22 protein-coding genes, 1 tRNA gene and 1 pseudogene are annotated in these 24,100 nt (G+C 69.1%); 11 read left to right on the forward strand and 13 right to left on the reverse strand.

What is annotated here, in order from left to right; translation table 11 throughout:
* Window positions 1–95: 95 nt before the first annotated feature.
* On the reverse strand, window positions 96–1,568 hold the full coding sequence (locus tag OG798_RS25790) for a VMAP-C domain-containing protein (protein ID WP_143669716.1): 1,473 nt from the start codon (window positions 1,566–1,568) through the stop codon (window positions 96–98).
* Between the two features lie 123 nt (window positions 1,569–1,691).
* Window positions 1,692–1,768 (reverse strand) — tRNA-Thr (locus tag OG798_RS25795).
* A gap of 225 nt (window positions 1,769–1,993) precedes the next feature.
* Here OG798_RS25795 and OG798_RS25800 point away from each other — a divergent pair.
* The 3 genes from OG798_RS25800 to OG798_RS25810 all read left to right on the forward strand — a co-directional run bounded on the left by OG798_RS25800 (window position 1,994) and on the right by OG798_RS25810 (window position 4,653).
* Entirely contained in the window at window positions 1,994–3,130 is a 1,137-nt protein-coding gene (locus OG798_RS25800) for an ABC transporter ATP-binding protein (protein WP_095853946.1), read from the forward strand.
* A gap of 246 nt (window positions 3,131–3,376) precedes the next feature.
* Window positions 3,377–3,826, forward strand: coding sequence for a hypothetical protein (locus OG798_RS25805; protein ID WP_095853945.1), 450 nt, complete (start codon window positions 3,377–3,379; stop codon window positions 3,824–3,826).
* Between the two features lie 95 nt (window positions 3,827–3,921).
* Entirely contained in the window at window positions 3,922–4,653 is a 732-nt protein-coding gene (locus tag OG798_RS25810; RefSeq protein WP_054232442.1) for a nucleotidyltransferase family protein, read from the forward strand.
* Between the two features lie 144 nt (window positions 4,654–4,797).
* Here the strand turns inward: OG798_RS25810 and OG798_RS25815 are convergent, their stop codons facing one another.
* The 6 genes from OG798_RS25815 to OG798_RS25840 all read right to left on the reverse strand — a co-directional run bounded on the left by OG798_RS25815 (window position 4,798) and on the right by OG798_RS25840 (window position 11,482).
* Window positions 4,798–6,558, reverse strand: coding sequence for a DoxX family protein (locus OG798_RS25815; RefSeq protein ID WP_328757741.1), 1,761 nt, complete (start codon window positions 6,556–6,558; stop codon window positions 4,798–4,800).
* 155 nt (window positions 6,559–6,713) lie between these two features.
* Window positions 6,714–7,655 carry a 23S rRNA (guanosine(2251)-2'-O)-methyltransferase RlmB gene (rlmB, locus tag OG798_RS25820; RefSeq protein ID WP_095853943.1) on the reverse strand — a complete coding sequence of 314 codons (942 nt, stop codon included), beginning with the start codon at window positions 7,653–7,655 and terminating at the stop codon, window positions 6,714–6,716.
* Between the two features lie 143 nt (window positions 7,656–7,798).
* On the reverse strand, window positions 7,799–9,199 hold the full coding sequence (gene cysS / locus OG798_RS25825) for a cysteine--tRNA ligase (protein ID WP_095853942.1): 1,401 nt from the start codon (window positions 9,197–9,199) through the stop codon (window positions 7,799–7,801).
* A gap of 123 nt (window positions 9,200–9,322) precedes the next feature.
* Window positions 9,323–9,832 carry a 2-C-methyl-D-erythritol 2,4-cyclodiphosphate synthase gene (gene ispF / locus OG798_RS25830; protein ID WP_095853941.1) on the reverse strand — a complete coding sequence of 170 codons (510 nt, stop codon included), beginning with the start codon at window positions 9,830–9,832 and terminating at the stop codon, window positions 9,323–9,325.
* On the reverse strand, window positions 9,822–10,574 hold the full coding sequence (gene ispD, locus OG798_RS25835) for a 2-C-methyl-D-erythritol 4-phosphate cytidylyltransferase (RefSeq protein WP_121415732.1): 753 nt from the start codon (window positions 10,572–10,574) through the stop codon (window positions 9,822–9,824). The genes ispF and ispD overlap by 11 nt, the downstream gene beginning before the upstream one ends.
* Window positions 10,575–10,999: 425 nt before the next feature.
* Window positions 11,000–11,482, reverse strand: a complete 483-nt coding sequence (locus tag OG798_RS25840) for a CarD family transcriptional regulator (protein WP_003953493.1) — start codon at window positions 11,480–11,482, stop codon at window positions 11,000–11,002.
* A gap of 646 nt (window positions 11,483–12,128) precedes the next feature.
* Between OG798_RS25840 and OG798_RS25845 the strand changes: the two genes are divergently transcribed.
* Window positions 12,129–12,806 (forward strand): DUF461 domain-containing protein, encoded by a 678-nt coding sequence (locus OG798_RS25845; RefSeq protein ID WP_095853938.1) that lies wholly within the window; start codon window positions 12,129–12,131, stop codon window positions 12,804–12,806.
* A gap of 112 nt (window positions 12,807–12,918) precedes the next feature.
* Here the strand turns inward: OG798_RS25845 and OG798_RS25850 are convergent, their stop codons facing one another.
* Both OG798_RS25850 and OG798_RS25855 read right to left on the reverse strand, forming a co-directional pair.
* Window positions 12,919–13,599 carry a response regulator transcription factor gene (locus tag OG798_RS25850; RefSeq protein ID WP_009340348.1) on the reverse strand — a complete coding sequence of 227 codons (681 nt, stop codon included), beginning with the start codon at window positions 13,597–13,599 and terminating at the stop codon, window positions 12,919–12,921.
* A complete protein-coding gene (locus OG798_RS25855; protein WP_054232435.1) occupies window positions 13,596–14,873 on the reverse strand; it encodes a sensor histidine kinase in 1,278 nt (425 codons plus the stop codon). The genes OG798_RS25850 and OG798_RS25855 overlap by 4 nt, the downstream gene beginning before the upstream one ends.
* A gap of 238 nt (window positions 14,874–15,111) precedes the next feature.
* Here OG798_RS25855 and phoU point away from each other — a divergent pair, with 238 nt between their 5' ends.
* Together phoU and OG798_RS25865 are read left to right on the forward strand one after the other, a co-directional pair.
* On the forward strand, window positions 15,112–15,801 hold the full coding sequence (gene phoU / locus OG798_RS25860) for a phosphate signaling complex protein PhoU (RefSeq protein WP_095853937.1): 690 nt from the start codon (window positions 15,112–15,114) through the stop codon (window positions 15,799–15,801).
* Window positions 15,802–15,988: 187 nt separating this feature from the next.
* Window positions 15,989–16,141 (forward strand): hypothetical protein, encoded by a 153-nt coding sequence (locus tag OG798_RS25865; protein ID WP_167552125.1) that lies wholly within the window; start codon window positions 15,989–15,991, stop codon window positions 16,139–16,141.
* Between the two features lie 84 nt (window positions 16,142–16,225).
* Here the strand turns inward: OG798_RS25865 and OG798_RS25870 are convergent, their stop codons facing one another.
* Entirely contained in the window at window positions 16,226–16,498 is a 273-nt protein-coding gene (locus OG798_RS25870; RefSeq protein WP_121415731.1) for a hypothetical protein, read from the reverse strand.
* 193 nt (window positions 16,499–16,691) lie between these two features.
* Complete coding sequence (locus tag OG798_RS25875) at window positions 16,692–16,823, reverse strand: hypothetical protein (protein ID WP_267062205.1); 132 nt, start codon at window positions 16,821–16,823, stop codon at window positions 16,692–16,694.
* 188 nt (window positions 16,824–17,011) lie between these two features.
* Between OG798_RS25875 and OG798_RS25880 the strand changes: the two genes are divergently transcribed.
* The 4 genes and pseudogenes from OG798_RS25880 to OG798_RS25900 form a co-directional block, all read left to right on the forward strand.
* Window positions 17,012–17,422: a cupin domain-containing protein gene (locus OG798_RS25880; protein WP_095853934.1), complete on the forward strand. Its 411-nt coding sequence runs from the start codon at window positions 17,012–17,014 to the stop codon at window positions 17,420–17,422.
* 619 nt (window positions 17,423–18,041) lie between these two features.
* Window positions 18,042–18,566: a hypothetical protein gene (locus OG798_RS25885; protein WP_097225493.1), complete on the forward strand. Its 525-nt coding sequence runs from the start codon at window positions 18,042–18,044 to the stop codon at window positions 18,564–18,566.
* Between the two features lie 1,491 nt (window positions 18,567–20,057).
* Entirely contained in the window at window positions 20,058–20,423 is a 366-nt protein-coding gene (locus tag OG798_RS25890; RefSeq protein ID WP_143669715.1) for a hypothetical protein, read from the forward strand.
* Window positions 20,424–21,435: 1,012 nt separating this feature from the next.
* Window positions 21,436–21,513, forward strand: a pseudogene (locus OG798_RS25900) (transposase); the annotation flags it as partial.
* Between the two features lie 384 nt (window positions 21,514–21,897).
* Here the strand turns inward: OG798_RS25900 and OG798_RS25905 are convergent.
* The gene (locus tag OG798_RS25905; protein ID WP_095853931.1) at window positions 21,898–22,659 is read right to left on the reverse strand and encodes a phosphoglyceromutase; all 762 of its coding nucleotides are present in this window, start codon (window positions 22,657–22,659) and stop codon (window positions 21,898–21,900) included.
* A 151-nt stretch (window positions 22,660–22,810) separates the two neighbouring features.
* Here OG798_RS25905 and OG798_RS25910 point away from each other — a divergent pair, with 151 nt between their 5' ends.
* Window positions 22,811–24,064 carry an MDR family MFS transporter gene (locus OG798_RS25910; RefSeq protein ID WP_179857107.1) on the forward strand — a complete coding sequence of 418 codons (1,254 nt, stop codon included), beginning with the start codon at window positions 22,811–22,813 and terminating at the stop codon, window positions 24,062–24,064.
* Window positions 24,065–24,100 lie beyond the last annotated feature (36 nt).

Consider the following 24,100-nt stretch of genomic DNA (forward strand, 5'->3'; position numbering starts at 1 on the left):
AGCCTGACAGTCGGCGTCTGCGTGTGCAAGACCGTGTGCCATCCGCCTCCGCGCGCCGGTCGGAGGCCCCTTCCGGGCGATGGGCGCATGATGACCTACACCGGTCCGGGCGGACTCGGCTTGCGCTCGGGGTCGTCGAGCAGAATGGCCAGATGGCGACCCACGTGCAGGTCCCACGCCCCCGGGCCGAGGGCCAGCGCGTCCTTGCGCCACTCCCCGACCCGTTCCGCCAGGCTGCCCAGCCCTCGGTCCTGGAGTATCTCGCCGATGGCGTCCTTGAATTTCGGGTCCCCGCAGTCGTTGCGGTGCCAGATCATCGCGGGCACCCCGGCCCGCAGCCCGGCGAGGACCTCGCGGCGGCCGGCGCCCGACTCGTCGCCCGGGGGCTGGCTGAGCACCAGGCACACCGCGTGCCGGTCCTCCTTCAGCTCACGCTCGAGATGGAAGAAGTACGCCTCGTCCTCCGCCGGACTGCTCCAGTGCGGGTGGCTGTCCGCCGGGCGCTCCCGCAGCTGCCGCCACTTGTGGTGCCAGGGCCGGTGCCAGGCGGCCCGCTGCAGGCGCTCGATGCTGCGCACCACCACCGGATAGTCCATGACCAGCGGGGTCGGGGCCTCGGAGCCGGACTCCTTCGACCACCACTCCACGGGCTCGTTGAGCAGCTCCCAGGGCAGGATGAACTCCAGGATCACCGGCTGCCGCAGGTCGGCCCACTTCTCCTCGGCCTCCTCTATCAGCCGCTCCACCGCGCCCGGGAGCTCCTCCCGGCCCAGGTGGACGGTCTCGCCGCGCACGGGATGCCAGCCCTCGGAGTCGGACTGACGCCAGTGCGAGAGGTAGTACCTGTCCGGCTCGATGCGGTCCGGCTCGAACTGGATCATCAGATACGCGGGGACGAGGGAGGGCGCGGGCTGCGGAAAGTCCGATTGCTGCCAGTCCGCCAGCAGGCCCTCCATACCCAGGGCGAGCGTCTGGGTGCGGTTGAAGCGGCGCAGTACCTCGGCGGCCTCCGACTGGCCGTCCTCCATCAGCCGATCGGCCGACAGCGCCAGGAAGGCCATGCTGGGCGGGAGTTCACCCGCCGGGGAATTCTCACCCGCCAGCCGCAGGAAGACCTGCCACCCCGTCTGGCACCACCCGGGCAGCTCCTGGACCCGGGAGCGGCTCGCTCGGCGCGCCATGACGGCCAGATCCGTGGAGCCCATCGCCAGCAGGACGGGCCGCAGGTGACCGAGATCGGCGTTGTTGAAGAAGTCGACGGCCTCCCACTCGTCCACGAGCGGCCACAGCTCGGCCACCGTCGCCGACTGCTGTTCCACGTACTCCAGCGACCGCACCAGGCAGGCCAGGCCGTCACCGACGGCGGTGCATTCCTTCACCACCTGTAACAGCCACGGCCGCAGCCGGTCCCCGCCGAAGGGTTCCACGGGCGCGGCCAGTTCACCGGCCAGCAGATCCCGCCAAACCTCGCGGCTGCTCACCTGGCTCACCGTGGCCGACCCCTGCAACGCGTCCACGATGGAGACCATGAGCTCGTTGCGGACCCGATCCGGACTGCGCCCTCTCACCCCGTTACCTCCACACAGCTGGCGCGGCACCCTGATGGTGCCCAACAGGGTAAGGCCGTAAAGCGGGGCACGGCAGGGAAAAGCACGGGCATCGCCGCGGGATGCCCGTGTTGTTTACGCTGTTGGAGCCCCCTGTCGGATTCGAACCGACGACCTTCGCTTTACAAGAGCGGCGCTCTGACCAGCTGAGCTAAGGAGGCCTGCACGCGTGTGCCCGTGCAGTGTACCCATGCCCCAGCCGCGCCCTCTCGAAAATTTCCGCGAAGTTCACAGCCCCCTGGCTACTGACAGACCAGGTGAACGCCAGGTACCGTCCTGAGCCAGTTCACTCTCGTGGACTACACCACCGCGAAGGCTTCGCGGTGGACACCACCTTTACAACGGATCGTCCGGCACGTTCCTGCCGGTGAAGGGGGCCCCTCACCATGGCCACTGTCTCGTTCGACAAGGCAACCCGGATCTACCCGGGTTCCGAGAAGCCCGCCGTCGATGCTCTGGAGATCGACATCGAGGACGGCGAGTTCCTCGTCCTCGTCGGTCCCTCCGGCTGCGGCAAGTCCACCTCGCTCCGCATGCTCGCGGGGCTCGAGGACGTGAACGCCGGCGCCATCCGCATCGGTGACCGCGACGTCACTCACCTGCCGCCCAAGGACCGGGACATCGCCATGGTGTTCCAGAACTACGCGCTCTACCCGCACATGACGGTCGCCGACAACATGGGCTTCGCGCTCAAGATCGCCGGTGTCCCGAAGGCCGAGATCCGCCAGAAGGTCGAGGACGCGGCGAAGATCCTCGACCTCACGGACTACCTCGCCCGCAAGCCGAAGGCCCTCTCCGGCGGTCAGCGCCAGCGTGTCGCGATGGGCCGCGCCATCGTGCGTGAGCCCCAGGTCTTCCTGATGGACGAGCCGCTGTCGAACCTCGACGCCAAGCTCCGCGTCTCAACCCGTACGCAGATCGCCTCGCTGCAGCGCCGCCTCGGCATCACCACCGTGTACGTCACCCACGACCAGGTCGAGGCCATGACCATGGGCGACCGCGTGGCCGTACTCAAGGACGGTCTGCTCCAGCAGGTCGACTCGCCGCGCAACATGTACGACCGCCCCGCGAACCTGTTCGTCGCCGGGTTCATCGGCTCCCCCGCCATGAACCTCGTCGAGGTCCCGATCACGGACGGCGGCGTGAAGTTCGGCAACTCCGTCGTGCCGGTCAACCGCGAGGCCCTGAAGGCCGCCGCGGACAAGGGCGACCGCACCGTCACGGTCGGCGTCCGCCCGGAGCACTTCGACATCGTCGAGCACAACGGCGAAGCCGCCAAGTCGCTGACCAAGGACAGCGCGGACGCCCCGGCCGGCCTCGCCGTCTCGGTGAACGTCGTCGAGGAGCTCGGCGCCGACGGCTACGTCTACGGCAGCGCCAAGGTCGACGACAAGCTCACGGACCTGGTCGTCCGCGTCAGCGGCCGCGCGGTCCCGGACAAGGGCGCCACGCTGCACGTCGTGCCGCGGCCGGGCGAGACCCACGTCTTCTCGACCTCCACGGGCGAGCGCCTCTCCGACTGATCGCCCTGATCATCACGAAAAGCAAATCGGGCGGACGAAAACCGCGCCGCGGTCGAATTCACCCAAGCTGACGAAGAAGGCCCCACAGCCTGCTGTGGGGCCCTCTTCGTTGTCGACAAATACCCCGGCAAGCCGGTCATTTCGATCCCTGTACGTCAACTCACCACCCAGCGAAACCCGTTCCCCTATCCCCCGAACTGATTACTAAATGTCGCCAAATCATCACCCCGCGCTACCCTCACTCGCGTGAAGCACTCCACCACTAACCAACGGACCCGGCGTGGCCGTGGCCCCGCGCGCCGAATCGGTCGCACCCTCGCCCTCGTTCTGCCTGTCGTCCTGGTGCTCTCCGGGACCCTGGCGGTCACCCGAGTCAACTGGTCGGGGAACTCCTCGGACTCGGTGCTCACCGCCTCCTCCTCGGACGTCTCCTCGCATGCCGTCTCCCGTGCCCCGCAGGACGTGCTGCGCGACCGGCTCCTGCTGGAGCTCCAGGAGAAGAACCCGGGCGTCGCCCTCACCCACCTCCAGGAGGCCGTGAACGGCCGCCCGTCGCTCGCCAAGCACTGCGTCTCCATCGCCCGCGCCCTCGGCCGCGCCGCGGTCCGCGCGTACGGCCCGACGCGCGCCCAGGCGTTCGCGCGCCCTGTCTGCGACACGTCCTTCGCATCGGGGGTCGCGGCCACGCATCTCTGAGCCCCACCGGCCCCACCTGTTCTGTCAGGTAACAGCTGCTTAAGGGAACGGTTGCCGACAGAAGTCGTGAGCGGGGCGCCACGTACAGTTCGGGCATGACCCATCCGAACGCCGCGTCACGCCCCGTTCAAGCCGTTGTCCTGGCCGGTGGTCAGGGCTCCCGACTGCGTCCCTACACCGACGACCGGCCCAAGCCGATGGTCGAGATCCCCGGCACCGGGACCCCGATCATCGGTCACCAGCTGACCTGGCTCGCCGAGGAGGGCGTCACCGACGTCGTCGTCTCCTGCGGCCACCTCGCCGAGGTCCTCCAGAAGTGGCTGGACTCGGCCGACCTCCCGGTCAACATCACGACGGTCGTCGAGACGGAACCGCTCGGCCGGGGCGGCGGCCTGAAGTACGCCGCCGCGCACCTCCCCCACCCGGACAAGCCCTGGTACGCGACGAACGGCGACATCTGGACCCGTTTCTCGCTGCGCGACATGGCGGACTTCCACACCGAGCGCGACGCCGTCGCGACCCTCGCCCTCGCCCGTCCGCGCATCCCGTGGGGCGCCGTCAAGACCGACGGCTTCGGACGCGTCACGGACTTCATCGAGTCCCCGCCGACCACGTACGAGATCAACGCGGGCGTCTACGTCTTCTCCGCCGAGTTCGCCGACCTGCTCCCCGAGCGCGGCGACCACGAGCGCACCACGTTCCCGCACCTGGCCCGCGAACGCCGCCTGGCCGGCTTCCCGCTCCCGCAGGGCGCCTACTGGCGCGCCATCGACACCGCTAAGGACCTTACGGAGGCGGCGAAGGAACTCGCGGCCCTGGGGCGCTGAGAGCCCCCTTCCGGCAGCACGGGGGCTGGAGAAGCCCCTTCCTGGCAGCACGAGGGCTGAGAGCCCCTTTCCGGCCGTACGAGGACGGGCCCCGCACATCTGATGTGCGGGGCCCGTCCTCGTACGGCCAGGGGGCGTGACGCGTTACCCGAGGAGACCGCCGACCAGCTTGTCCGAGCCGCCGGAGGTGCCGCCACCACCGCCGCCGCCGCTGCCGCCGCTGCCGCCGCTCGAACCGCCGGAGGAGGTGCCGCCGCTCGAGCCGCTGCCACCGGTGCTGGAGCTGCCGCCGCTGGACGTCGGGCCCGCGCTGGTGCTCGGGGCCTGGTGGACCGGCGAGGACTGCTGGGGCGGGGCCTGGCCGGTGCCCTGGGTCTGGCTGGGGCCGCTGGTGACCGTGCCGCCCGTCTCACGGACCGCGGCGCCCGGCGTGGTGGCCGCGCCCGACGGCGAGGAGGAACTGCCGTGGGTGGGCGCCTTGGCCGAGGCCGAGGGAGTGGTGGTCTTGTGCTGGGGCGTGCCGGGCTCCTCGGGAAGCGGGGAACCGGGCAGTTCGTTGCGCGGGGCCTCGCCCGGTCCCGGCACGACCACCCGGTCGGCGTCACGGACGGCGCCGCCGAGGAGCGAGCCGATGAGGAGCGTGAGGCCGACGACGACGGCCGAGACGAGCGCGCCGCGGCGCAGCACCCGGTGCCGCAGGTCCCAGATGTCGGCGCGGGGCCCGAGCGTGCGCCACGCCTCGCTCGCGAGGCGTCCGTCGACGGAGTAGACGGGCGCGCCCGCGATGATCAGCGGCGACCAGGCGGCGAGGTAGATGATGTCCGGCGCGTCGTACGCGGGGACCGTCTTCCAGCTGACGGTGACGATGAGCGCGGCCGACAGCATCGCGCCGACCACGGCGGCGACCCGCTGCCACAGCCCGAGCACCGTGAGGACGCCCACGATGACCTGGAGGAAGGCGATGACGAGCCCGGAGCCGACGGGGTGCTGGAGCGCGAACTGCCGCAGCGGCTCGGCGACGTCCCAAGGGTGCAGCGTGTTCAGCCACTTGACCATGGAGCCGCGCTTGCCGCCGTCGAAGTAGACGGGGTCGCAGAGCTTGCCCATGCCGGCGTAGATGGAGATGAAGCCGAGGAAGACGCGGAGCGGGAGCAGCACCACGCCGAGGTTCATCCGGCGCCCGGGGTAGTAGGCGTGCCGGACCGGGTCCGAGCCGTGCCGCCTGGCCGGTGTGCCGCCGTCGTCGCCGTCGTCGCCGTAGTCGTCGGGGTTCTCCACCGCGAACTGCCCGCCCGTGTAGCGCGGTTCGTCGTACGCGCTGTCCACGCTGCGCATGTTCGGCAGCAGCCGGGTCCCCGCGGAGTCGTGGTCGTGGCCGCGCTGGCTGCCGACGAGGGGCGTCTCGACCGTTTCGACGGTCAAGTCGCCCGCGTAGCCCTGGTGTTCGTCCGCGTAGCCAAGGTGTTCGTCCGCGTAGCCAAGGTGTTCGTCGACGCGGGGGATGACCCGGGTGGCGCCGGCGTCGCCCGTCGGGTCGACGGCGCCGTGGCGCACGCTGGTGCTGCGCACGGCCTGCAGCAGGCGGTGGGCGCCGGTGTCGTCGGGGTCGGACCGCCCGCTCCAGACGACGGGTGCGCGGCGGCGGGCCCCGGCGGCCGGGCCGCCCGCTCTGCCCGCCGTACCGACGACGGGGATCCGCGCGGTGTCGTCGGCGCCCAAGTGCCGTGCGACGCGCGAGGATGGGGTTCGCGTCGCGCCGCCTAGCTGCACGCGGAAGCTCGCATGATTGACGATGACCTGCGCCGGATCGCTCGGCACCTTCACCATGCTCAGCGCGGGAGCGTCGTCGAATCCCGACGAGCGGTCCCCCGTGGGTGTGCGGGGTGTTCTGGTGTCCACACTCATCTAACCGAGTGATGTGTGTTTAGGACACTGCCTTGACTGCGCCGATCTGTCCGGACCGCGTCAAGGTCATCGCGAACATCCCGATTGCCCCACGGGGGGTGACTCACTCAGACGTCTGCTCAAACACCTGTTCAGATATCCGTTCGGGCGTCTGTTCAGACGCGTCGGCGTGAGGCCTCGTACAGCACAACTCCCGCCGCGACACCGGCGTTCAGCGACTCGGTGCCGCCCGGCATCGGGATCCGCACCCGGAAGTCGCAGGTCTCGCCGACCAGTCGGGACAGTCCCTTGCCCTCGCTGCCGACGACGATGACGACGGGACCGCCGAGGGCCTCCAGATCACCGACCTCGACCTCGCCGTCCGCGGCGAGTCCGACCACGACGAGCCCGGCCTTCTTGTACGACTCAAGGGCTCGCGTCAGGTTGGCGGCGCGGGCGACGGGCGTACGGGCGGCGGCGCCGGCCGACGTCTTCCAGGCACCGGCGGTCATGCCGGCCGCGCGCCGCTCGGGCACGACGACGCCGTGGCCGCCGAAGGCCGAGACGGAACGGACGACGGCGCCCAGGTTCCGGGGGTCGGTCACGCCGTCGAGGGCGACGATCAGCGGGTCCTGGCCCTCGTCGTACGCGGCGGCCGCGAGGTCCTCGGGGTGCGCGTACTCGTACGGCGGGACCTGGAGGACGAGACCCTGGTGGTTGAGTCCGTTGGTCATGCGGTCGAGCTCGGGGCGCGGGGCCTCCATGAGGTGGATGCCGCCGCGCTCACCGGCGAGCTGGAGCGCCTCGCGCACCCGCTCGTCGTTGTCGATGAACTGCTGCACGTACAGCATCGACGCGGGCACGCCCTCGCGCAGCGCCTCCACGACCGAGTTGCGCCCGACGACCATCTCGGACGTGCCCTTGCCGCCGCGTCCGCGCGGGACGGGACGGCGTGCGACCTGCTTCGCCTTGGCGCCCGCGATGCGGTTCTTCTTGTGCCCCTTGCGCATCTCGGCGGGCGGGGTGGGGCCCTTGCCTTCCAGGCCCCGGCGTCGCTGGCCGCCACTGCCGACCTGCGCGCCCTTCTTGCCGGACATGCGGCGGTTGTTAGCGGCCATGACCTACCTGTCTGTGTGAGGCGAGCGTGCGTACGTTCTTGAGGTGTCGTATATGCAGTGTGCCGCCCGGAGGCCCGGGCGGCACAATCGATCAAGGCCGAGAGGCCCCGAGGAGGCCCTGCGGAGGGCCCGAGGGGGCCCGCTCAGCGGGGGCCGAGCGTCCAGCGCGGCCCCTGCGGGCCGTCCTCGATGACCAGACCGGACTGGTTGAGCTGGTCGCGGATGGCGTCCGCGGTGGCCCAGTCCTTGCGGGTGCGGGCGGCCTCGCGCTGGTCGAGGACCATCCGGACGAGGGTGTCGACGACGCCGTGCAGATCCTCACCGCGGTCGCCCTCGCCGGCCCACTGCTCGTCGAGCGGGTCGAGCCCGAGGACGCCGAGCATGGCCCGCACCTCGGCGAGGCGGGCGACGGCGGCTTCCTTGTCGTCGGCGGCCAGGGCCGAGTTCCCCTGTCGCACAGTCGTGTGCACGATGGCGAGCGCCTGCGGGACGCCCAGGTCGTCGTCCATGGCCTCGGCGAAGGCCGGCGGCACCTCGGCGGCGGGCTCGACGACGCCCCCCGCCTTCTCGACGACCCGCTGCACGAAGCCCTCGATGCGCGCGAACGCCGACTCGGCCTCGCGCAGGGCCTCTTCGCTGTACTCGATCATCGAGCGGTAGTGCGGGGTGCCGAGGTAGTAGCGCAGCACGATCGGACGCCACGTCTTGACCATCTCGGAGACGAGTACGGAGTTGCCCAGGGACTTGGACATCTTCTCGCCGCTCATGGTGACCCAGGCGTTGTGCACCCAGTACTTGGCGAACTCGTCGCCGAAGGCCTTGGCCTGCGCGATCTCGTTCTCGTGGTGCGGGAAGATCAGGTCGATCCCGCCGCCGTGGATGTCGAACGCGGGGCCCAGGTACTTGTGGGCCATGGCGGAGCACTCCAGGTGCCAGCCGGGTCGGCCCCGTCCCCACGGCGTCTCCCAGCTCGGCTCGCCCGGCTTCGCGGACTTCCACATGGCGAAGTCGCGCGGGTCCCGCTTGCCGGTCTCACCGACGCCGGACGGCTGCTGGAGGTTGTCCAGCTCCTGGTTGGACAGCTGGAGGTACCCGGGGAAGGACCGCACATCGAAGTAGACGTTCCCGTCGGCCTCGTAGGCGTGCCCGCGCTCGATGAGCCCGCGCATCATCTCCACCATCTCGGTGATGTGCCCGGTGGCCCGCGGCTCGTAGGTGGGCGGCAGGCAGCCGAGCACGGCGTACCCGTCGTTGAACGCGCGCTCGTTCTCGTACCCGATCGACCACCAAGGGCGGCCCTGGTCCGCCGACTTGGTGATGATCTTGTCGTCGATGTCGGTCACGTTGCGGATGAACGTGACGTCGTACCCGCGGTAGTCGAACCAGCGGCGCATGATGTCGAAGTTGAGGCCCGAGCGGATGTGCCCGATGTGCGGTGCGGCCTGCACGGTGGCACCACACAGGTAGATCGAGACACAACCCGGCTTGAGCGGGGAGAAGTCACGGATCTGCCGGGCGCTGGTGTCGTACAGGCGAATGGTCACCACTCCAGGGTAGTGGGCCACGGGGAGTGCCCCGCGACCTTCCCTCGCAAGGAGGACTTATTCGTGACATCTGCGCGCGGCCACCGGCACCGGGGCCAGGGCCGGCGCCGTGGCCGACGCGCGTCAGGGCGTGCGGGCCACCAGGGCCGTGGCGATCGCCATCAGGCCCTCGTCGCGGCCCGGGAAGCCGAGGCCGTCCGTCGTGGCGCCGGAGACCGACACCGGTGCCCCGACCGCCTCGGAGAGGATCTTCTGCGCCTCGTCCCGTCGCTTCCCGATCTTCGGGCGGGGCCCGACGACCTGGACGGCGACGTTGCCGATGGTGAAGCCCGCCGCGCGGACGATCCGCGCGGCCTCCGTCAGCAGCGTGACCCCGGACGCGCCGGACCACTCGGGCCGCCCGGTCCCGAAGTGGGCGCCGAGGTCACCGATCCCCGCCGCCGAGAACAGCGCGTTGCAGGCGGCGTGCGCGACGACGTCCGCGTCGGAGTGCCCCGCGAGCCCCGGCCCCTCGCCCTCCCACAGCAGCCCGGCGCACCACAGCTCCCGCCCCTCTTCGAAGGCGTGGATGTCGGTACCGATGCCGACCTGCGGCAGCACGAAGGGCACCGGCGCGTGCGACTCAGAAGCCATCGTTGGCCCTCCTGCGCGCGAGGACCGCCTCCGCGAGGACGAGGTCCAGGGGACGCGTCACCTTGAACGCCTCCTCGTGCCCCGGCACGACCACCACCCGCTCCCCGAGCTGCTCGACCATGCTCGCGTCGTCGGTCACGTTGTCGGTGACGGTCTCGTGGGCGCGGACGAGGGTGGCGCGGTCGAACCCCTGCGGCGTCTGCACGGCCCGCAGCCGCGCCCGCTCGGGCGTGGCGACGACGGGCTCCGGCATCCCCGGCTCGCTCGCCGGCTCGACCTGCTTGACGGTGTCCGCGAGCGGCAGCGCGGGTACGACGGCGGGCGCGCCGTCGCGTACGGCCTCGATGACGGCGTCGACCGTGTCCACCGGCACGAGCGGGCGGGCCGCGTCGTGCACGAGGACGATGTCGACGCCGGGGGGCAGCGCGTCGAGCCCGTACTTCACGGACTCCTGACGGCTGTCCCCGCCGGGGACGACGAGGAAGTCGGTGCGCTCGGGCAGCGCGTGCGTGTCGAGCAGCGCCTTCACCTCGGCGGCACCGTCGGGCGGGGCCACGACGACGACCAGCGACACCGCGCGGGAGGCGGCCATGGCGCGCACCGCGTGGATGAGCATGGGGGTCCCGTTCAGCGCGCGAAGCGCCTTGGGGGCGCCCGGACCGAGGCGCACGCCCCGTCCGGCGGCCGGAATCACGGCCGCCGTGCGGCCTCCGGGCAGCGAGGAGCGCGAATCGTCAGACATCGGTTCCTGTCAGGTTTGTGTACTCGGCGTGCTTGGGTATGGCCTGGGCGTGCCCCTTGCTCGAGCGAAGCCGAGAGCTCGGGGCAGTGCCGGGCGCGAGCCCTGACCGGACCCTTCCGTGACATCCGGTCGAGCAAGCTGTCCGGGCCCGGCACGCCAAGTATCGGGGACGCGGGTATCGACGCGGCATCGGGGACGCAAGCGCATGGGACACAGGTGTATTCCATGGGACGCAGGTGTATTCGGGCCACGCGTTTCCGAAATCGCGCGGGTACGAACATGCCGCAGCGCCCGGCGACAGCCATCGTGTGGAGCGACAGCAATTACGTCATCGGGCACCGCGGCATTTCATTGCGCAGCTGTGCGGCCTTGTGTGGACGCCGGGACGACCGCCGGGTGAGCGGCCACCGTCTCGACTGTCTGCGTCAGGACGCGAGAACCTCGTCGAGCAGGGCCTCGGCCTTGTCCTCGTTCGTGTTCTCCGCGAGGGCGAGCTCACTCACCAGGATCTGGCGGGCCTTGGCGAGCATCCGCTTCTCTCCGGCGGAGAGTCCGCGTTCGCGCTCACGACGCCACAGGTCACGCACGACTTCCGCGACCTTGATGACATCGCCGGAGGCGAGCTTCTCCAGATTTGCCTTGTAACGACGAGACCAGTTCGTGGGCTCCTCGGCGTACGGCGCGCGCAGCACCTCGAAGACCCGGTCCAGCCCATCCTGACCGACCACATCACGCACGCCGACGAACTCCGCATTGTCCGCTGGCACACGCACCGTCAGGTCGCCCTGGGCGACCTTCAGCACCAAGTAGGTCTTGTCCACGCCTTTGATCTGGCGAGTTTCGATGGCCTCGATCAGCGCGGCCCCGTGATGGGGATAGACCACGGTGTCGCCAACCTTGAACGTCATGTGACAGGTACCCCTTCCGTGGCTATCCAGGGTAACACGGAAACGGCGTCTTCTGAATGGCGTTTTCGCAGGTCAGGGCATATCTCGGGGCTTGACAACCGCGACTGGAACGTGCTGCGAAGGGGGAGCGGAAGAGGGTATTCGCAGGTGGGAGCGGCTGTCCAGGGCAAGAGAAACGCGTACGTTACACACACCGGACGTTCCTGACCAGGGTCTGAACATCCCGGTTTGTCCCGCTCCAGGAGCTCGACTTCCGCTACTCCGTTCGGTGAGCGGAGTCGGGTACGAGACGAATCCGGAATTGATCACGGACCGCGCCGATCTACCGATGATCAATTTTCCGGACCGCCCCGGATTCCTTACCGGAAAACCCCAAGCGGATCTCGTCACTACTCTCGCGGCAACTCGTACAGCCGCTTATGTGAATGGTGGACGAACGGAAGCTCAAAGTAGCTGATGAGGCGGACCGGAACCACTCGAGGACCGGGGCGCACGAGCGGCGCAACGGGGCTCGCGGGCGCCAAGGGGCGGGTCGGGTGCGGCGGCGTGGGAACGGCTCGGTAACCTAAGGCCGCTGACAGACCCTTAGGGCGGCTTTACACCGGAGCCGCTCTGCTTCGCCCACGTTCAAGGAGTTGCCGCCGCCGTGAGCAGCAGCCTTCGACGCGGCTCTCTCGCCGCCGCCGCCATTGCGTTCTCGATCGCCTCGCTCGCCGCGTGCGGGGCCGGCAACAACGCACAGACGCTGGAGGTCAAGCCGGACAACGCGGCGACCAGCGTCGGCGACATCAAGATCCAGAACGTCCTCGTCATCACCCAGCCCGACACGACGTCCACGGGCCCGGCGGTGGTCTCCGCGACCGTCTTCAACAACGGCCGCACCCCGCAGACCCTCGACTCGGTCAAGATCGGCGGCGACGGCGTCGCCCAGATCACGCCCGCCAAGGGCGGCGGCAAGCTGACCATCCCCGCCGGCGGCCACGTCATCCTGGGCGGCGAGGGCAACGCCTCCGCGGCCCTCAGCAACCCCGGCGCGGCGGTCAAGGACGGCAACGCCCAGCCGATCACCTTCACCTTCAGCAAGACCGGTGACGTGAAGCTGCGCGCGTTCGTCGTCCCGGCCGAGAGCTACTTCACCAAGTGGGGCCCCACCACCCTGCCCGCGGCGCCCGGCGCGACGGCCACCGGCTCCGCGACCTCCTCGAAGTCGCCGAAGGCCTCGACCTCGCCGTCCGACTCCGTCTCGGGCACGCCCACCGGCACTCCCACCGACGCGGCCTCGGCGAGCGCGACGGCCACGGCCTCCTCGTCGGCCGGCCACTGATCCAGCACGCGCGAAGGGCGGTACCCCGAAGGGTGCCGCCCTTTGTCGTACGTGCCGCCCTTTGTCGTACGGGCGGGTCGCGTCGTACGTGCCGCCGTGGGACGGGTTCGGTTTACGGCTCGAACTTGTAGCCGAGGCCACGCACCGTGACCAGGTACCGCGGCGCGCCCGGGTCCGGCTCGATCTTGGCGCGCAGGCGCTTCACGTGGACGTCCAGCGTCTTGGTGTCGCCCACGTAGTCGGCCCCCCACACCCGGTCGATGAGCTGCATACGGGTCAGCACGCGGCCCGCGTTCCTGAGCAGCATCTCCAGGAGGTCGAACTCCTTCAGGGGCAGGTCGACCTTGGAGCCGGAGACGGTCACCACGTGGCGGTCGACGTCCATCCGGACGGGACCCGCCTCGAGAGCGGCCGGGGTGACCTCCTCCGGCTCCCCGCGGCGACGCAGGACGGCCCGGATGCGGGCGACCAGTTCGCGGGAGGAGAAGGGCTTGGTGACGTAGTCGTCGGCTCCTATTTCCAGCCCGACGACCTTGTCGATCTCGCTGTCCTTGGCGGTGACCATGATCACCGGAACGTTGGAGCGGCCGCGCAGCTGGCGGCAGACCTCCGTGCCGGGCAGCCCCGGCAGCATCAGGTCGAGGAGGACGAGGTCGGCGCCGTTGCGCTCGAACTCGTCGAGTCCGTCGGGCCCGGTGGTCGCGATGGCGACCTCGAAGCCCTCCTTGCGGAGCATGTACGACAGGGCGTCGGAGAAGGACTCCTCGTCCTCGACGACGAGCACACGGGTCACGGAAGGACCTCCGGAGCGGGAAGCGGTTCATACGGGGATGTGACGGTGGTCGTCCCGTCGGGCTGCCCGTTCTCGTCCTCATCGTCGAGTCCGGGCATGTCGTGGTCGATCCCGCGATCGCGGGCCGCGGCCGCCTCAGGCAGCCGCAGGGTGAACGTGGAGCCCTGACCCTCGGAGCTCCACACGGTGACCTCCCCGCCGTGCGAGGCGGCCACGTGCTTGACGATCGCGAGACCGAGACCCGTACCGCCGGTCTGGCGGGAACGGGCCGGGTCGACGCGGTAGAAGCGCTCGAAGACGCGCTCCCGGTCCTTCTCCGAGATGCCGATGCCCTGGTCGGTCACGGCGATCTCGATGAGGTCTCCGCCGGGCGCGGTCACCCGGCGCGCGGCTATGCCCACCCGGGTGCGGGCGGGCGAGTAGTTGACGGCGTTCTCGACGAGGTTGCCGAGGGCGGCGGCCAGCTGGCCCCGGTTCCCCCAGATGCTCAGGTCGGCGGTGCCGCCGGCGGCCATGGTGATCTGCTTGGTGCCGGCCTGGTGGCGGCACCGGTCGATGGCCTCGGCGACCAGCTCGTCCACGCGGACCGGCTCGGCGTCCTCGAGGGGATCGTCGTTCTGCACCCTCGACAGGTCGATGAGCTCCTGGACGAGGTTGGTGAGCCGGGTGGCCTCTATCTGCATACGTCCGGCGAAGCGCTCGACGGCCTCCGGATCGTCCGAGGCGTCCATGACGGCCTCGGAGAGGAGGGAGAGCGCGCCGACGGGCGTCTTGAGCTCGTGGCTGACGTTCGCGACGAAGTCGCGCCGTACCGCTTCGATCCGCCGGGCCTCGGTGAGGTCCTCGACGAGGAGCAGCACGAGCCGGGAGCCCAGCGGGGCGACTCGCGCGGAGACGGCCAGGGCCTCCCCCCGTCCGGTCCCCCGCCTCGGCAGATCCAGCTCGACCTGGCGTATTTCCCCGTCGCGACGGGTGTCGCGGGCCATCTGCATCATCGGCTCGACGGCGAGCTTGCCGCCGCGCACCAGCCCGAGGGCGTACGCGGCCGAGCTGGCCTTGACCACGGCGTCGGCCTCGTCGAGGACGACGGCCGAGGACCGGAGCACGGAGAGCACCGTGTCGACGCCCGGCGGAAGCACCGGGTCCGTGTGCAGGGATGTGCGGGTGGGGCGTTTCTGGTCGCGCTCGCTCCAGCGGAACGCCAGCATGGCGATAACACCGGTGAGCACTCCGGCGATCGCTGCCGCTGCGGCGACCGCCGCGTTCACGTCCATGCCCCCAGGTTAGGCATGGCGACACGCCAGGCCACAGCCATCGGAGTGCGACCTCGAACACTCGTCGCCCAGAGTTCACCCAGGAGCCAGGGATGGTTCATTTGGGATGCCGGAAACGGACGCGTACGGGCCGGAACGTGGGAGCGTGGGGTTCACGGGGCCCGTCCGGCGGTCCGTCCGGCGGTCAGGGCAGCCCGGCCCCCGGACCCCAAGGTGACGTAAGAGAGGGACAAACCACATGCGTGACGCGTACCACGAGGAACTTGACTCGATCGGCGACGGCCTGGTCGAGATGGCCCGGCTCGTCGGGTCGGCGATCGGGCGCGCCACCACGGCCATCCTCGACGCCGATCTGAAGCTGGCCGAGAGCGTGATCGCGGCCGACCAGAAGGTCGACGATCTCCAGCACGAGCTCGAAGCCCGCGCGATAGCCCTGCTGGCCCGCCAGCAGCCGGTGGCAACGGACCTGCGTATCGTCGTCACCTCGCTGCGCATGTCCGCCGACCTGGAGCGCTCCGGCGACCTGGCCCAGCACGTGGCGAAGCTGGCCCGGCTGCGCTTCCCCGAGCGTGCGATCCCGCACGACCTGCACGCCACGATCCTGGAGATGGGTCAGCTCGCGCAGCGCCTGATGGCGAAGGCGGCCGAGGTGATCATCACGAAGGACGTCGACCTGGCGCTCCAGCTGGAGCAGGACGACGACGAGATGGACCTGCTGCACCGCACGCTCTTCCAGCACCTGCTGGACGACCGCTGGAAGCACGGCATCGAGACCGCCGTCGACGTCACCCTGCTGGGCCGTTACTACGAGCGCTTCGCCGACCACGCGGTGTCGGTGGCCAAGCGCGTGGTGTACCTGGTGACGGGTGAGCACGCGGACGAGCTCCAGCCCGACATTCAGCCGGTCACGGGGGCCGAGGGCGCTTGAGGCCGGGAGCACCCGGGGCTCCCGTCTCACTCCGGGGGCGCGGGCGAGCCTCAGTGCGCCGTTGATGCGCCCAGGGGAGCGGGCATGCAATGGGGGTAGGTACCCGCGCCTACGCCTAGGCGCCTAGGCGTACAGGCGTAGGCACCCGGCCTCGATGCCTCATTGAGGCCTCATTGAGGAGGACACCATGGCCGATTCTCCCGCCACGCCCGACCCGACCCTGGACCGCGACACCGACCAGCCCGCCGACATCAAAAGCCTCCCGCTGTTCGGTGCCTGCGGCTGCGGCTCCGGCTGCGGGTGCGGGTGCCAGTCGGGCAACCCGTGCCAGTGCGGCTGATCGCACAGCCCCACCCAGAGGGGCCCCGTCACCATGACGGGGCCCCTTCTGCATGAGCGCGGTGGCGTATGCCGGCAGCGGCCGTCACGGAGGGTTGGCCGCCATTCGGCAGGCGCCGTTCGCGGCGCCGCCCGGCGTGCCGGCCTGGGTCAGGGCGCCCACACAGCCCCGCAGATCACCGTGCACACCTTGGGTGCACGCCGTCCTGACGGCGTCCGAGACGTGGACGCCCGCTTGTTGGACCATGTTCGTGCAGGCCGGGATGTCCGCGTGGGCGGCGGGGGCGGCGAAGGCCACGCCGCCGAGTGTGAGGGTCAAACCGGTGAGGACACCGGCGATACGGGCCGCCGTGTGCATGGGAGGCACCTGCTCTCCGGGACTGGTCGGGGATGCGCGGATTCAAGGCGCCGAGCAGCGAACGCGCCTGGCGTACGACCATGGCCACGGGCCCCCACCCGGCGGCTCGGCAGGACTGCCCCTCCTCTGTTCGACGCTAGAACAACCCGCCGCCGCGCGCACCGCGGCCCGACCGTGGACACTCCTGACCGGCTCATTCCGCTCGGCCGGGCGGTGCGCCCAACGCCGGGTTGTCGAGGGCGTGCTCCGACATCCACTGGCCAAGAGTCGCTCCGGGCTTGCCGAAGGTCATGCGCTCGCCGCTGCCGACGCGACGTAGGTCCATGCCGAGCAGGCACCCCGAGGGTGAACGGCCATGTGGAGCTGTAGAGATTGCCGCCGGCGACCCGAGCGCCCTGATCCGCTCGATCGGCCGGATCTCCGGCACGGCCCTGGGCAGGTTCGCCGCGTAGGGCTGTCACAAACGAGGAAGCCGTCTTGTCCTCTCTGTGGACAGTCCCTTTGGAGGAATACATGAGCGCTGAGCACGCACACCCGCACCCAGGCGTTGAGGTGATCACGACCCTGCCGGAGGCGGCGGCCCGGATCCCGGCCGGCGCCGAGGCCAGGACCGTCCGGGTCACCCTGCGGCCCGGTGACCCGGGCGCGCCGCCGCACCGGCACCCCGGGCCGCTCTTCGGCTACGTGACCCAGGGCGAGATCCTCTTCGAGCTGGAGGGGCAGCCGCCCCGGGTACTCAAGGCCGGTGACGCCGTGTTCGAGCCTGGGGGCGACGTGATCCACTACCAGGGCGCCAACAACCTTTCGGACGCGCAGTCGCAGCTGGTGGTGACCATGTTCGCGCCGCCGGGTACCCCGGTTCTGACCGTGGTCGGCGCGGAGGAACTGGCCGAACGACGGCACCTGCGAGTTACCCAGCCCTGATGACCATCAGTAGATGACCATCAGTATCGGGCGAGCACCGCCGTAGGAGTTCGATCCGAGCCCACCCCGGCTGCCGCCGTGGGCCGATGCGACGGCCGGACAGAGTCGCTGGTGTACGTCTCCGTCCGGCGTCGTTGCGGATGGCCTTGAGCGCTCTTCCCTGGGCTGACGGCGGTCGCCTGCCTTGCCGTGGCGGGTCCGGCTCGGGCGTTCGTCTGCGGATGGGGCGCAGCCTGCTTGTCACCGGGGGTGCGGGTGGTGCCTTGCCGGTCTTCCTCGGCCATGGCGGCTGGGAGCTGCTCCGTCCCGCCAGGCCGGGCGGCACGGGCGACTGGCCGGCGTGGCGGCCGCCACCGATGCTCCGCACGCGTACGTGGCTCCGCACGCGTACGTGGTTGTCTGCCGCCCGTGGTTGTCTGCCGCCGCACGTGGGCGTCGTCACGCAGTTGGACACTCACCTTGTCCGGCGCTCTTCGCTGCTGTGCCATCGCCCGCGACCACTCGGCTCAGCACAGGAGTTGAACGTGTTCAGAAATGGTGCCAGCATGACGGAGCCGTGATCGGTAAGCGGTTGGTCGCAGTCGCCTGTGGTGCGGCTTCTTTTGGGGAGGGAAGGGCCGTGCTGACCCACTCATCCGGCCTCGCCAGGGGGTGGCATGCGGTGTTCGTCGCCTGTCTGCTCGCGCTCGCGGGATGCAATCCCCGCATGTATGACGAAGTGCCCGCGCTGCATGACGCGAAGCGGGCAGAAGTATCGGGGTCATGGATCGGCTACGACCGGACGAACGTTGTCTTCTGGCCTGACGGGAAGGCCGACATCCGTCTCTTGGACGGACAGGAATGGGACTTCGACGACAGGTGGCGCCTGTCAGGCACGGGAACCTGGAAGCTGACTGACAAGCGGACCGGATGGAACGACGGCCAGCATGTCCGACTGACTCTCACCTCACGTACCGCGGTCGCGACCCGTGCGCCGGAGCCGAACGAGCCGCTTGACCCGTCGGCGGACCGCCCTCAGACACCCAAGACCTACACGTGGACATTCGAGTTGCGGCGCGACGACAAGGAAGCGCTGAAGCTCTACTTCTTCTTCGGCGACCCGGACTCGCGCAGCACCTACATCCTGCAGAGAGGTGAGCCGTAGTCCCTGGCATCACCGTCCCGGCCAGACGACCCAGTTGCCGGCAGCCGGAACGCCATCCCGTGGGACGGGGCGTCGCCGACGTCGGTCAACCGGCCATAGCCCTCGGCTGATTGTCCACCGGGGTTCGGCACTGACCGCCGTTGTCCGGGCCTGTTGGTGTCAGGCGTTGATGCCAGCCGCGACGCGCGGGCTTGGCGAGTTCGCTTCTCGCTCCCTCAAGCAGTGAGCTCGACCGCTACTCCGGATCCGGTACGGGGTCTCTCAAAGCGAAAGGAGGAAGATCGTCAGTCCCCAGCCCACGACTGCGGCAGACCGACGGAGAACCCGTAGGTAGGGGACTTGATCAGTCGGAGTTACTTCTTCTTCTTGCCCTGGGTTTCGACCGCCCGCCTTTTGGCGCTGATCAGCGGGGTATCCAGCTCAACTGACCTGCAATTGAAACGTTGTTGCTGGTGGTTGTTTGTCGTTCGGCGACTCGTGGGGTGTTACGTCCGTCGAGACCTGTGCTGCGTGGGGGCGCAGTGAGTTTCGTCGCGAAGTACGACAGCACCTGCCCTCTCTGTAGCGACCCCGATCGAGGCTGGCCAAGAGATTCAGACCCACAGCGTCGGGCGGTACGAGCGGTACGAGCACGTTGTCTGCCCGAGGACGGCCGACGTGACATGCAGCATCTGTGAGCAGAAGTGGGTCGAATGCGGCTGCCCCTGAAGGAGCAGTCATTTGAGCCCTGAACACATCCGAGACGCTATCGCCAGCGGGCGGGGCCGCTAACGTTAGCGGCCCTGATAGCAACCAAAACCGCACGACCTGGGCGTCAGCGGATAGCGGATAGCGGATAGCGGATAGCGGATAGCGGCCGATCCTCGCAGACTCTGGAAGCAGCCCGCCGCAGGCTTCCGGAACGGTGGCCCGCGCTGCTATTGCCCGGAGCTCCCGCCAGGGGCCGTCAGGTTTCCTGACCGCTCAGGCATCGCCCTGGGTTGCCCGGTATGCCTCGTACTGCGCTCGCGCGCCGGCCGCTGTCCGAGTTGAGCCCGTGGCGTGCCCCCGTGCCGCCCTATGGGCTTTTCCGAGGCCCTTCAGCAGGGGTCGGCGGCCGTGCACACCATGCTCCCCCCTCTCTGAAGAGCCGTCCCGCGTTCACTGCTAGATGGCGCCTGCAATGGGCCGAGTCCCGTCTCAACTCACCTATGCCGACGGACACCTGCGCAAGTGCCCGTTGCGCCACCTCTGAACAGGGGCGCCGCTGTTGTCGACTGTCGTCAGTTGTCGACGTCGGCCACCCTCGGACGACCCAGAGACGGCCCAGAGACGGCCCCAGGGACAACCTCGGAGCCAGCAGTTTCCCGTTGCCCGCGGCAACCTCAAATATTGATCAATTGAGTTGATCTTGCGTGCGCGATCTCCCTAGGTTGATCTCATCCACTGCGCCGCTGACCACGGCGCAGCACAGGCGTCATTCACGCCACGCAATAAGAAACTGGGGGAAAGTTGAAGACCAAGCTCGCCTCGATGGCCGTATTGGGCGCGTTGGCAATTGGGGTAACTCCTGCATATGCCCAAACTCAGGATGAGGTGCCCAGCAGGCAGACCTCTTCTGTCGTTGCCGCGCCAGCGATCGACACCTGGCAGGATATTGCGGCAGGGAAGTGCTACTACGGCGACAAAGAGTCCTGCGAGATCATGATCAAGGGTCTCAAAATGTCCAAGAAGGCCAAGGACTGCTTGATCAAGGGAGCCGTCGCAGGGGCCGGAGCTCTCATAGTGGGGCGGTTCAACAAGGACCTGGCCGAGAAGATAGCCCGCAACACGGTGGCCGCCGGTGCGACCGCCTGCATCTCGGCTCTCGCTGGCTAGACTCTGATCTCGTCTCTATGGCGCCAAGCTCGCTCCGGCAGGCCCCGTCCAGCCTGCCGGAGCATCTGCCCATAGTGCAGTCGCACCCACAAACGTGTCTCTGGCTCGCGGAATAGCTGGGAGACCATGAAAGGCGGCAACTATGTCGAAGCTCGCAATATTCGTCGCATGGGCGGCAGTTCTCTTCTCTGTCAACAAGTTCATACTTGCGGATGGCTGGCCAGAATATGCATTCACGTTCGCTTCCAGTCTGCTCATGTTCATCCTGCTCGCGAAGGCGAGTCGCGCGAGGGGTAAATCGATCTCCGCTTGATCGACAACTTCTTGGGCACTCGGAATAAAATCTCTCGCAGGGTGCATCATCTATCCTTGGAGAGATCTAGGGCAATTAAAGGCGTCACCCGACTATGGCTTTCCGGGTGGCGCCTTTCGTGTTTACCCCTAGCAGGTCCATGCGGTCAGCGCATTTTTAGGTGATCGAGAAGTGAGGGGTCTGATCGGCGCATCCAGCTCGGCCGGGCCCATGCCCGTCAGGTCGTCACCGTCCGCCTGGCCGAGGACACCGTCCGGGTCTTCCTCGGAACCGACCTGATCACCACCGTCCCCCGAGCGACCAGGAAAGAGGTGGCCGTCCGCAAGTCCGGCGAACACAACCGCCGGAAGATCGTCTAGGGCAGACGTCAAGCATCACCTGAGAAGCCGTTGTCTTCCGAACGTGACTGCTGTGTTTCCGCTGGTCAGGCATGACACCGTCGGCCCTGCGGCAGGGATGACGCGTCGTGTTGTCCTCTCGGGGAGGCGTGCAAGTGCCGTCGGTGATCGCGCATGATGACAGGGCCTCTCGGTAGCTCGGGGATGCGAATCTGACCGAGCAAGGCCGGGAGTCCCTGGTGTCGTTGTTGTGCGCGTCCAAGCCCGTCCGGTTCAACTCGGCTGCAGCATCGTGTGATTGCCACGCGCACGTGTTCGGCATCGCTGCCGACCCGATCGGGCGCGCCGGTATCCGTCGGACATGACGGACGCGGAGTGGGCGGCCATCCGGCCGTTGCTGCCGGTGCCGGCCTGGCTTCAGGGGAGGGGCGGACGGCCCGAGGGCTACTGCCACCGGCAAGCAAGCCGCGGTGCTGTCAGAGGGCTCTACCTTCTTGATCGGGTCGATCGAGAAGGTAGAGCCCTCTGACAGTCAGGTGGTCCTGGCACTCAAACCCCTAGGCACACGCGGCGTCACGCTCTCTGAACCCGACCTGACACCGCAGCCCGTACGTGCCTCAGGACGGCAATCCAGGGCGGGGGACTCATGCCGCCCCGCCTGTACGCGCACGTCATGCCCAGTAGCCGGGACCACGCCCGGAAAGCTCTCGGCCTGGCACTCCGGCCGCAAGAGCCGGGGCGCTGAGGGCCCAGAGCGGGCCCTGGCCGTGAAAACGCCCCCGATCCGCGCCATAAGAGCAGGTCGGGGGCATGATCACAAAGGCTACTTCTTCTTGCCCTGGTTCTTGACCGCCTCGATCGCGGCTGCGGCCGCATCCGGGTCGAGGTACGTGCCGCCGGGGTTGAGCGGCTTGAAGTCGGCGTCGAGCTCGTAGGCGAGCGGGATGCCGGTCGGGATGTTCAGGCCCGCGATGTCGGCGTCGGAGATGCCGTCGAGGTGCTTGACGAGGGCGCGCAGCGAGTTGCCGTGGGCGGCGACCAGGACCGTGCGGCCGGTGAGGAGGTCGGGGACGATGCCGTCGTACCAGTACGGCAGCATGCGGAAGACGACGTCCTTCAGGCACTCCGTGCGGGGGCGCAGCTCCGGCGGGATCGACGCGTAGCGCGGGTCGTTCGCCTGCGAGAACTCGCTGTCGTCGGAGAGGGGCGGCGGCGGGGTGTCGTACGAGCGGCGCCACAGCATGAACTGCTCCTCGCCGAACTCGGCGAGGGTCTGGGCCTTGTCCTTGCCCTGGAGAGCGCCGTAGTGCCGCTCGTTCAGACGCCAGGAGCGGTGGACGGGGATCCAGTGGCGGTCGGCGGCCTCCAGCGCGAGCTGGGCGGTGCGGATCGCGCGCTTCTGGAGCGAGGTGTGCACGACGTCGGGCAGCAGGCCGGCGTCCTTCAGCAGCTCACCGCCGCGGACTGCCTCCTTCTCGCCCTTCTCGTTGAGATTGACGTCCACCCATCCGGTGAACAGGTTCTTCGCGTTCCATTCGCTCTCGCCGTGGCGGAGGAGGATCAGCTTGTACGGTGCGTCGGCCATACGTCCGAGCGTAATGGAAGCCTTCGTCCCCTCGCGCCCCTGCCCAGAAGCCGGACAGTTGACGGCATCTGCTAATTGAGTGGCCCCGGAGACCTCCCGCTCGTAAGTTGCCATCAGTACATGAGCCGCTTACATCCGTGGGGGACGACCGATGCCACTCGCCGTCATGCGACGCGCCGCCCGAGAGACCGTCTCGGGGCTCCCCCGCGAGTTCTGGTGGCTGTGGACCAGCACCCTGGTCAACCGACTCGGTGCTTTTGTCGCCACTTTCATGGCTCTGTACCTGACGCTCGACCGCGGCTACTCCGCCTCGTACGCGGGTCTCGTGGCGTCCCTGCACGGGCTCGGCGGTGTCGTCTCCTCGCTCGGCGCGGGCGTGATGACCGACCGGCTCGGGCGCCGGCCCACGCTCCTCGTCGCACAGACCTCCACGGCCGCCTCCGTCGCACTGCTCGGCTTCATGCACGACCCGGTGAGCATCGCCGCGGTCGCCTTCCTGGTCGGAATGGCCAGCAACGCCTCCCGGCCCGCCGTCCAGGCGATGATGGCCGACATCGTGCGGCCCGAGGACCGCGTCCGGGCGTTCTCCCTCAACTACTGGGCGATCAACCTCGGCTTCGCCGTCTCCTCCATGGCCGCCGGTTTCATCGCCGAGTTCAGCTACCTCGCGGGCTTCCTCATCGAGGCCGGCATGACCCTCGTCTGCGCGCTGGTCGTCTTCGCGAAGCTGCCCGAGTCCCGGCCGGTGCAGAACGCCAAGGAAGCGAAGGACGACGTCGGCCTCGGGACCGTGCTGCGCGACCGGCGCTTCATGAGCGTCGTCGGCCTGTCCTTCCTTGTCGCCCTGGTCTTCCAGCAGGGCTCCGTGGGCCTCCCCGTCGCGATGGGCGAGGCGGGCTTCACCCCGGCCGACTACGGCATGGCGATCGCCGTCAACGGCGTCCTCATCGTCGTGCTGCAGATCCCGGTCACCCGTTTCATCCAGCACCGGGATCCGCGCCGGCTGCTCGTGATCTCCTCGGTCCTCGCCGGGTACGGCTTCGGGCTCACCGCCTTCGCCGGGTCGGTCGGCGTCTACGCGCTCACCGTGTGCGTGTGGACCCTGGCCGAGATCGTCAACGCGCCCACCCAGACGGGCCTGGTCGTCCAGCTTTCCCCGACCCACGGCCGGGGCCGCTACCAGGGCATGTACACCCTCTCCTGGTCACTCGCCGCGCTGATCGCTCCCCTGATGTCCGGCGTGGTCATCGACCGGTTCGGGGCCGAGTGGCTGTGGGGGCTGTGCGCGCTGGTGGGCACGGTGGCCGGGCTCGGGTACGGCCTGCTGATGCGACGGCTGCCCACGGAGGAACCGGCGGTGGAGGCCGGCCCGGCGGTGGCGAAGCCCGAGGTCAGCGCGGCCTGACGCCGACTCCCTGCTCTCCCTGCACCCCACGGGGTG

This window comes from Streptomyces sp. NBC_00271 (assembly GCF_036178845.1).
In the GTDB taxonomy this organism is placed as follows: domain Bacteria; phylum Actinomycetota; class Actinomycetes; order Streptomycetales; family Streptomycetaceae; genus Streptomyces.

What these genes read in the sequence shown, in the direction of transcription:
- rlmB (WP_095853943.1), bottom strand. Translation starts at nt 7,655, where the DNA reads ATGGCCGCTAACAACCGCCGCATGTCCGGCAAGAAGGGCGCGCAGGTC.
- OG798_RS25810 (WP_054232442.1), top strand. Translation starts at nt 3,922, where the DNA reads ATGACCCATCCGAACGCCGCGTCACGCCCCGTTCAAGCCGTTGTCCTG.
- OG798_RS25800 (WP_095853946.1), top strand. Translation starts at nt 1,994, where the DNA reads ATGGCCACTGTCTCGTTCGACAAGGCAACCCGGATCTACCCGGGTTCC.
- OG798_RS25870 (WP_121415731.1), bottom strand. Translation starts at nt 16,498, where the DNA reads ATGCACACGGCGGCCCGTATCGCCGGTGTCCTCACCGGTTTGACCCTC.
- phoU (WP_095853937.1), top strand. Translation starts at nt 15,112, where the DNA reads ATGCGTGACGCGTACCACGAGGAACTTGACTCGATCGGCGACGGCCTG.
- OG798_RS25905 (WP_095853931.1), bottom strand. Translation starts at nt 22,659, where the DNA reads ATGGCCGACGCACCGTACAAGCTGATCCTCCTCCGCCACGGCGAGAGC.
- OG798_RS25875 (WP_267062205.1), bottom strand. Translation starts at nt 16,823, where the DNA reads ATGGACCTACGTCGCGTCGGCAGCGGCGAGCGCATGACCTTCGGCAAG.
- OG798_RS25815 (WP_328757741.1), bottom strand. Translation starts at nt 6,558, where the DNA reads ATGAGTGTGGACACCAGAACACCCCGCACACCCACGGGGGACCGCTCG.
- OG798_RS25855 (WP_054232435.1), bottom strand. Translation starts at nt 14,873, where the DNA reads ATGGACGTGAACGCGGCGGTCGCCGCAGCGGCAGCGATCGCCGGAGTG.
- OG798_RS25880 (WP_095853934.1), top strand. Translation starts at nt 17,012, where the DNA reads ATGAGCGCTGAGCACGCACACCCGCACCCAGGCGTTGAGGTGATCACG.
- OG798_RS25865 (WP_167552125.1), top strand. Translation starts at nt 15,989, where the DNA reads ATGGCCGATTCTCCCGCCACGCCCGACCCGACCCTGGACCGCGACACC.
- OG798_RS25910 (WP_179857107.1), top strand. Translation starts at nt 22,811, where the DNA reads ATGCCACTCGCCGTCATGCGACGCGCCGCCCGAGAGACCGTCTCGGGG.
- ispF (WP_095853941.1), bottom strand. Translation starts at nt 9,832, where the DNA reads ATGGCTTCTGAGTCGCACGCGCCGGTGCCCTTCGTGCTGCCGCAGGTC.
- OG798_RS25840 (WP_003953493.1), bottom strand. Translation starts at nt 11,482, where the DNA reads ATGACGTTCAAGGTTGGCGACACCGTGGTCTATCCCCATCACGGGGCC.
- ispD (WP_121415732.1), bottom strand. Translation starts at nt 10,574, where the DNA reads ATGTCTGACGATTCGCGCTCCTCGCTGCCCGGAGGCCGCACGGCGGCC.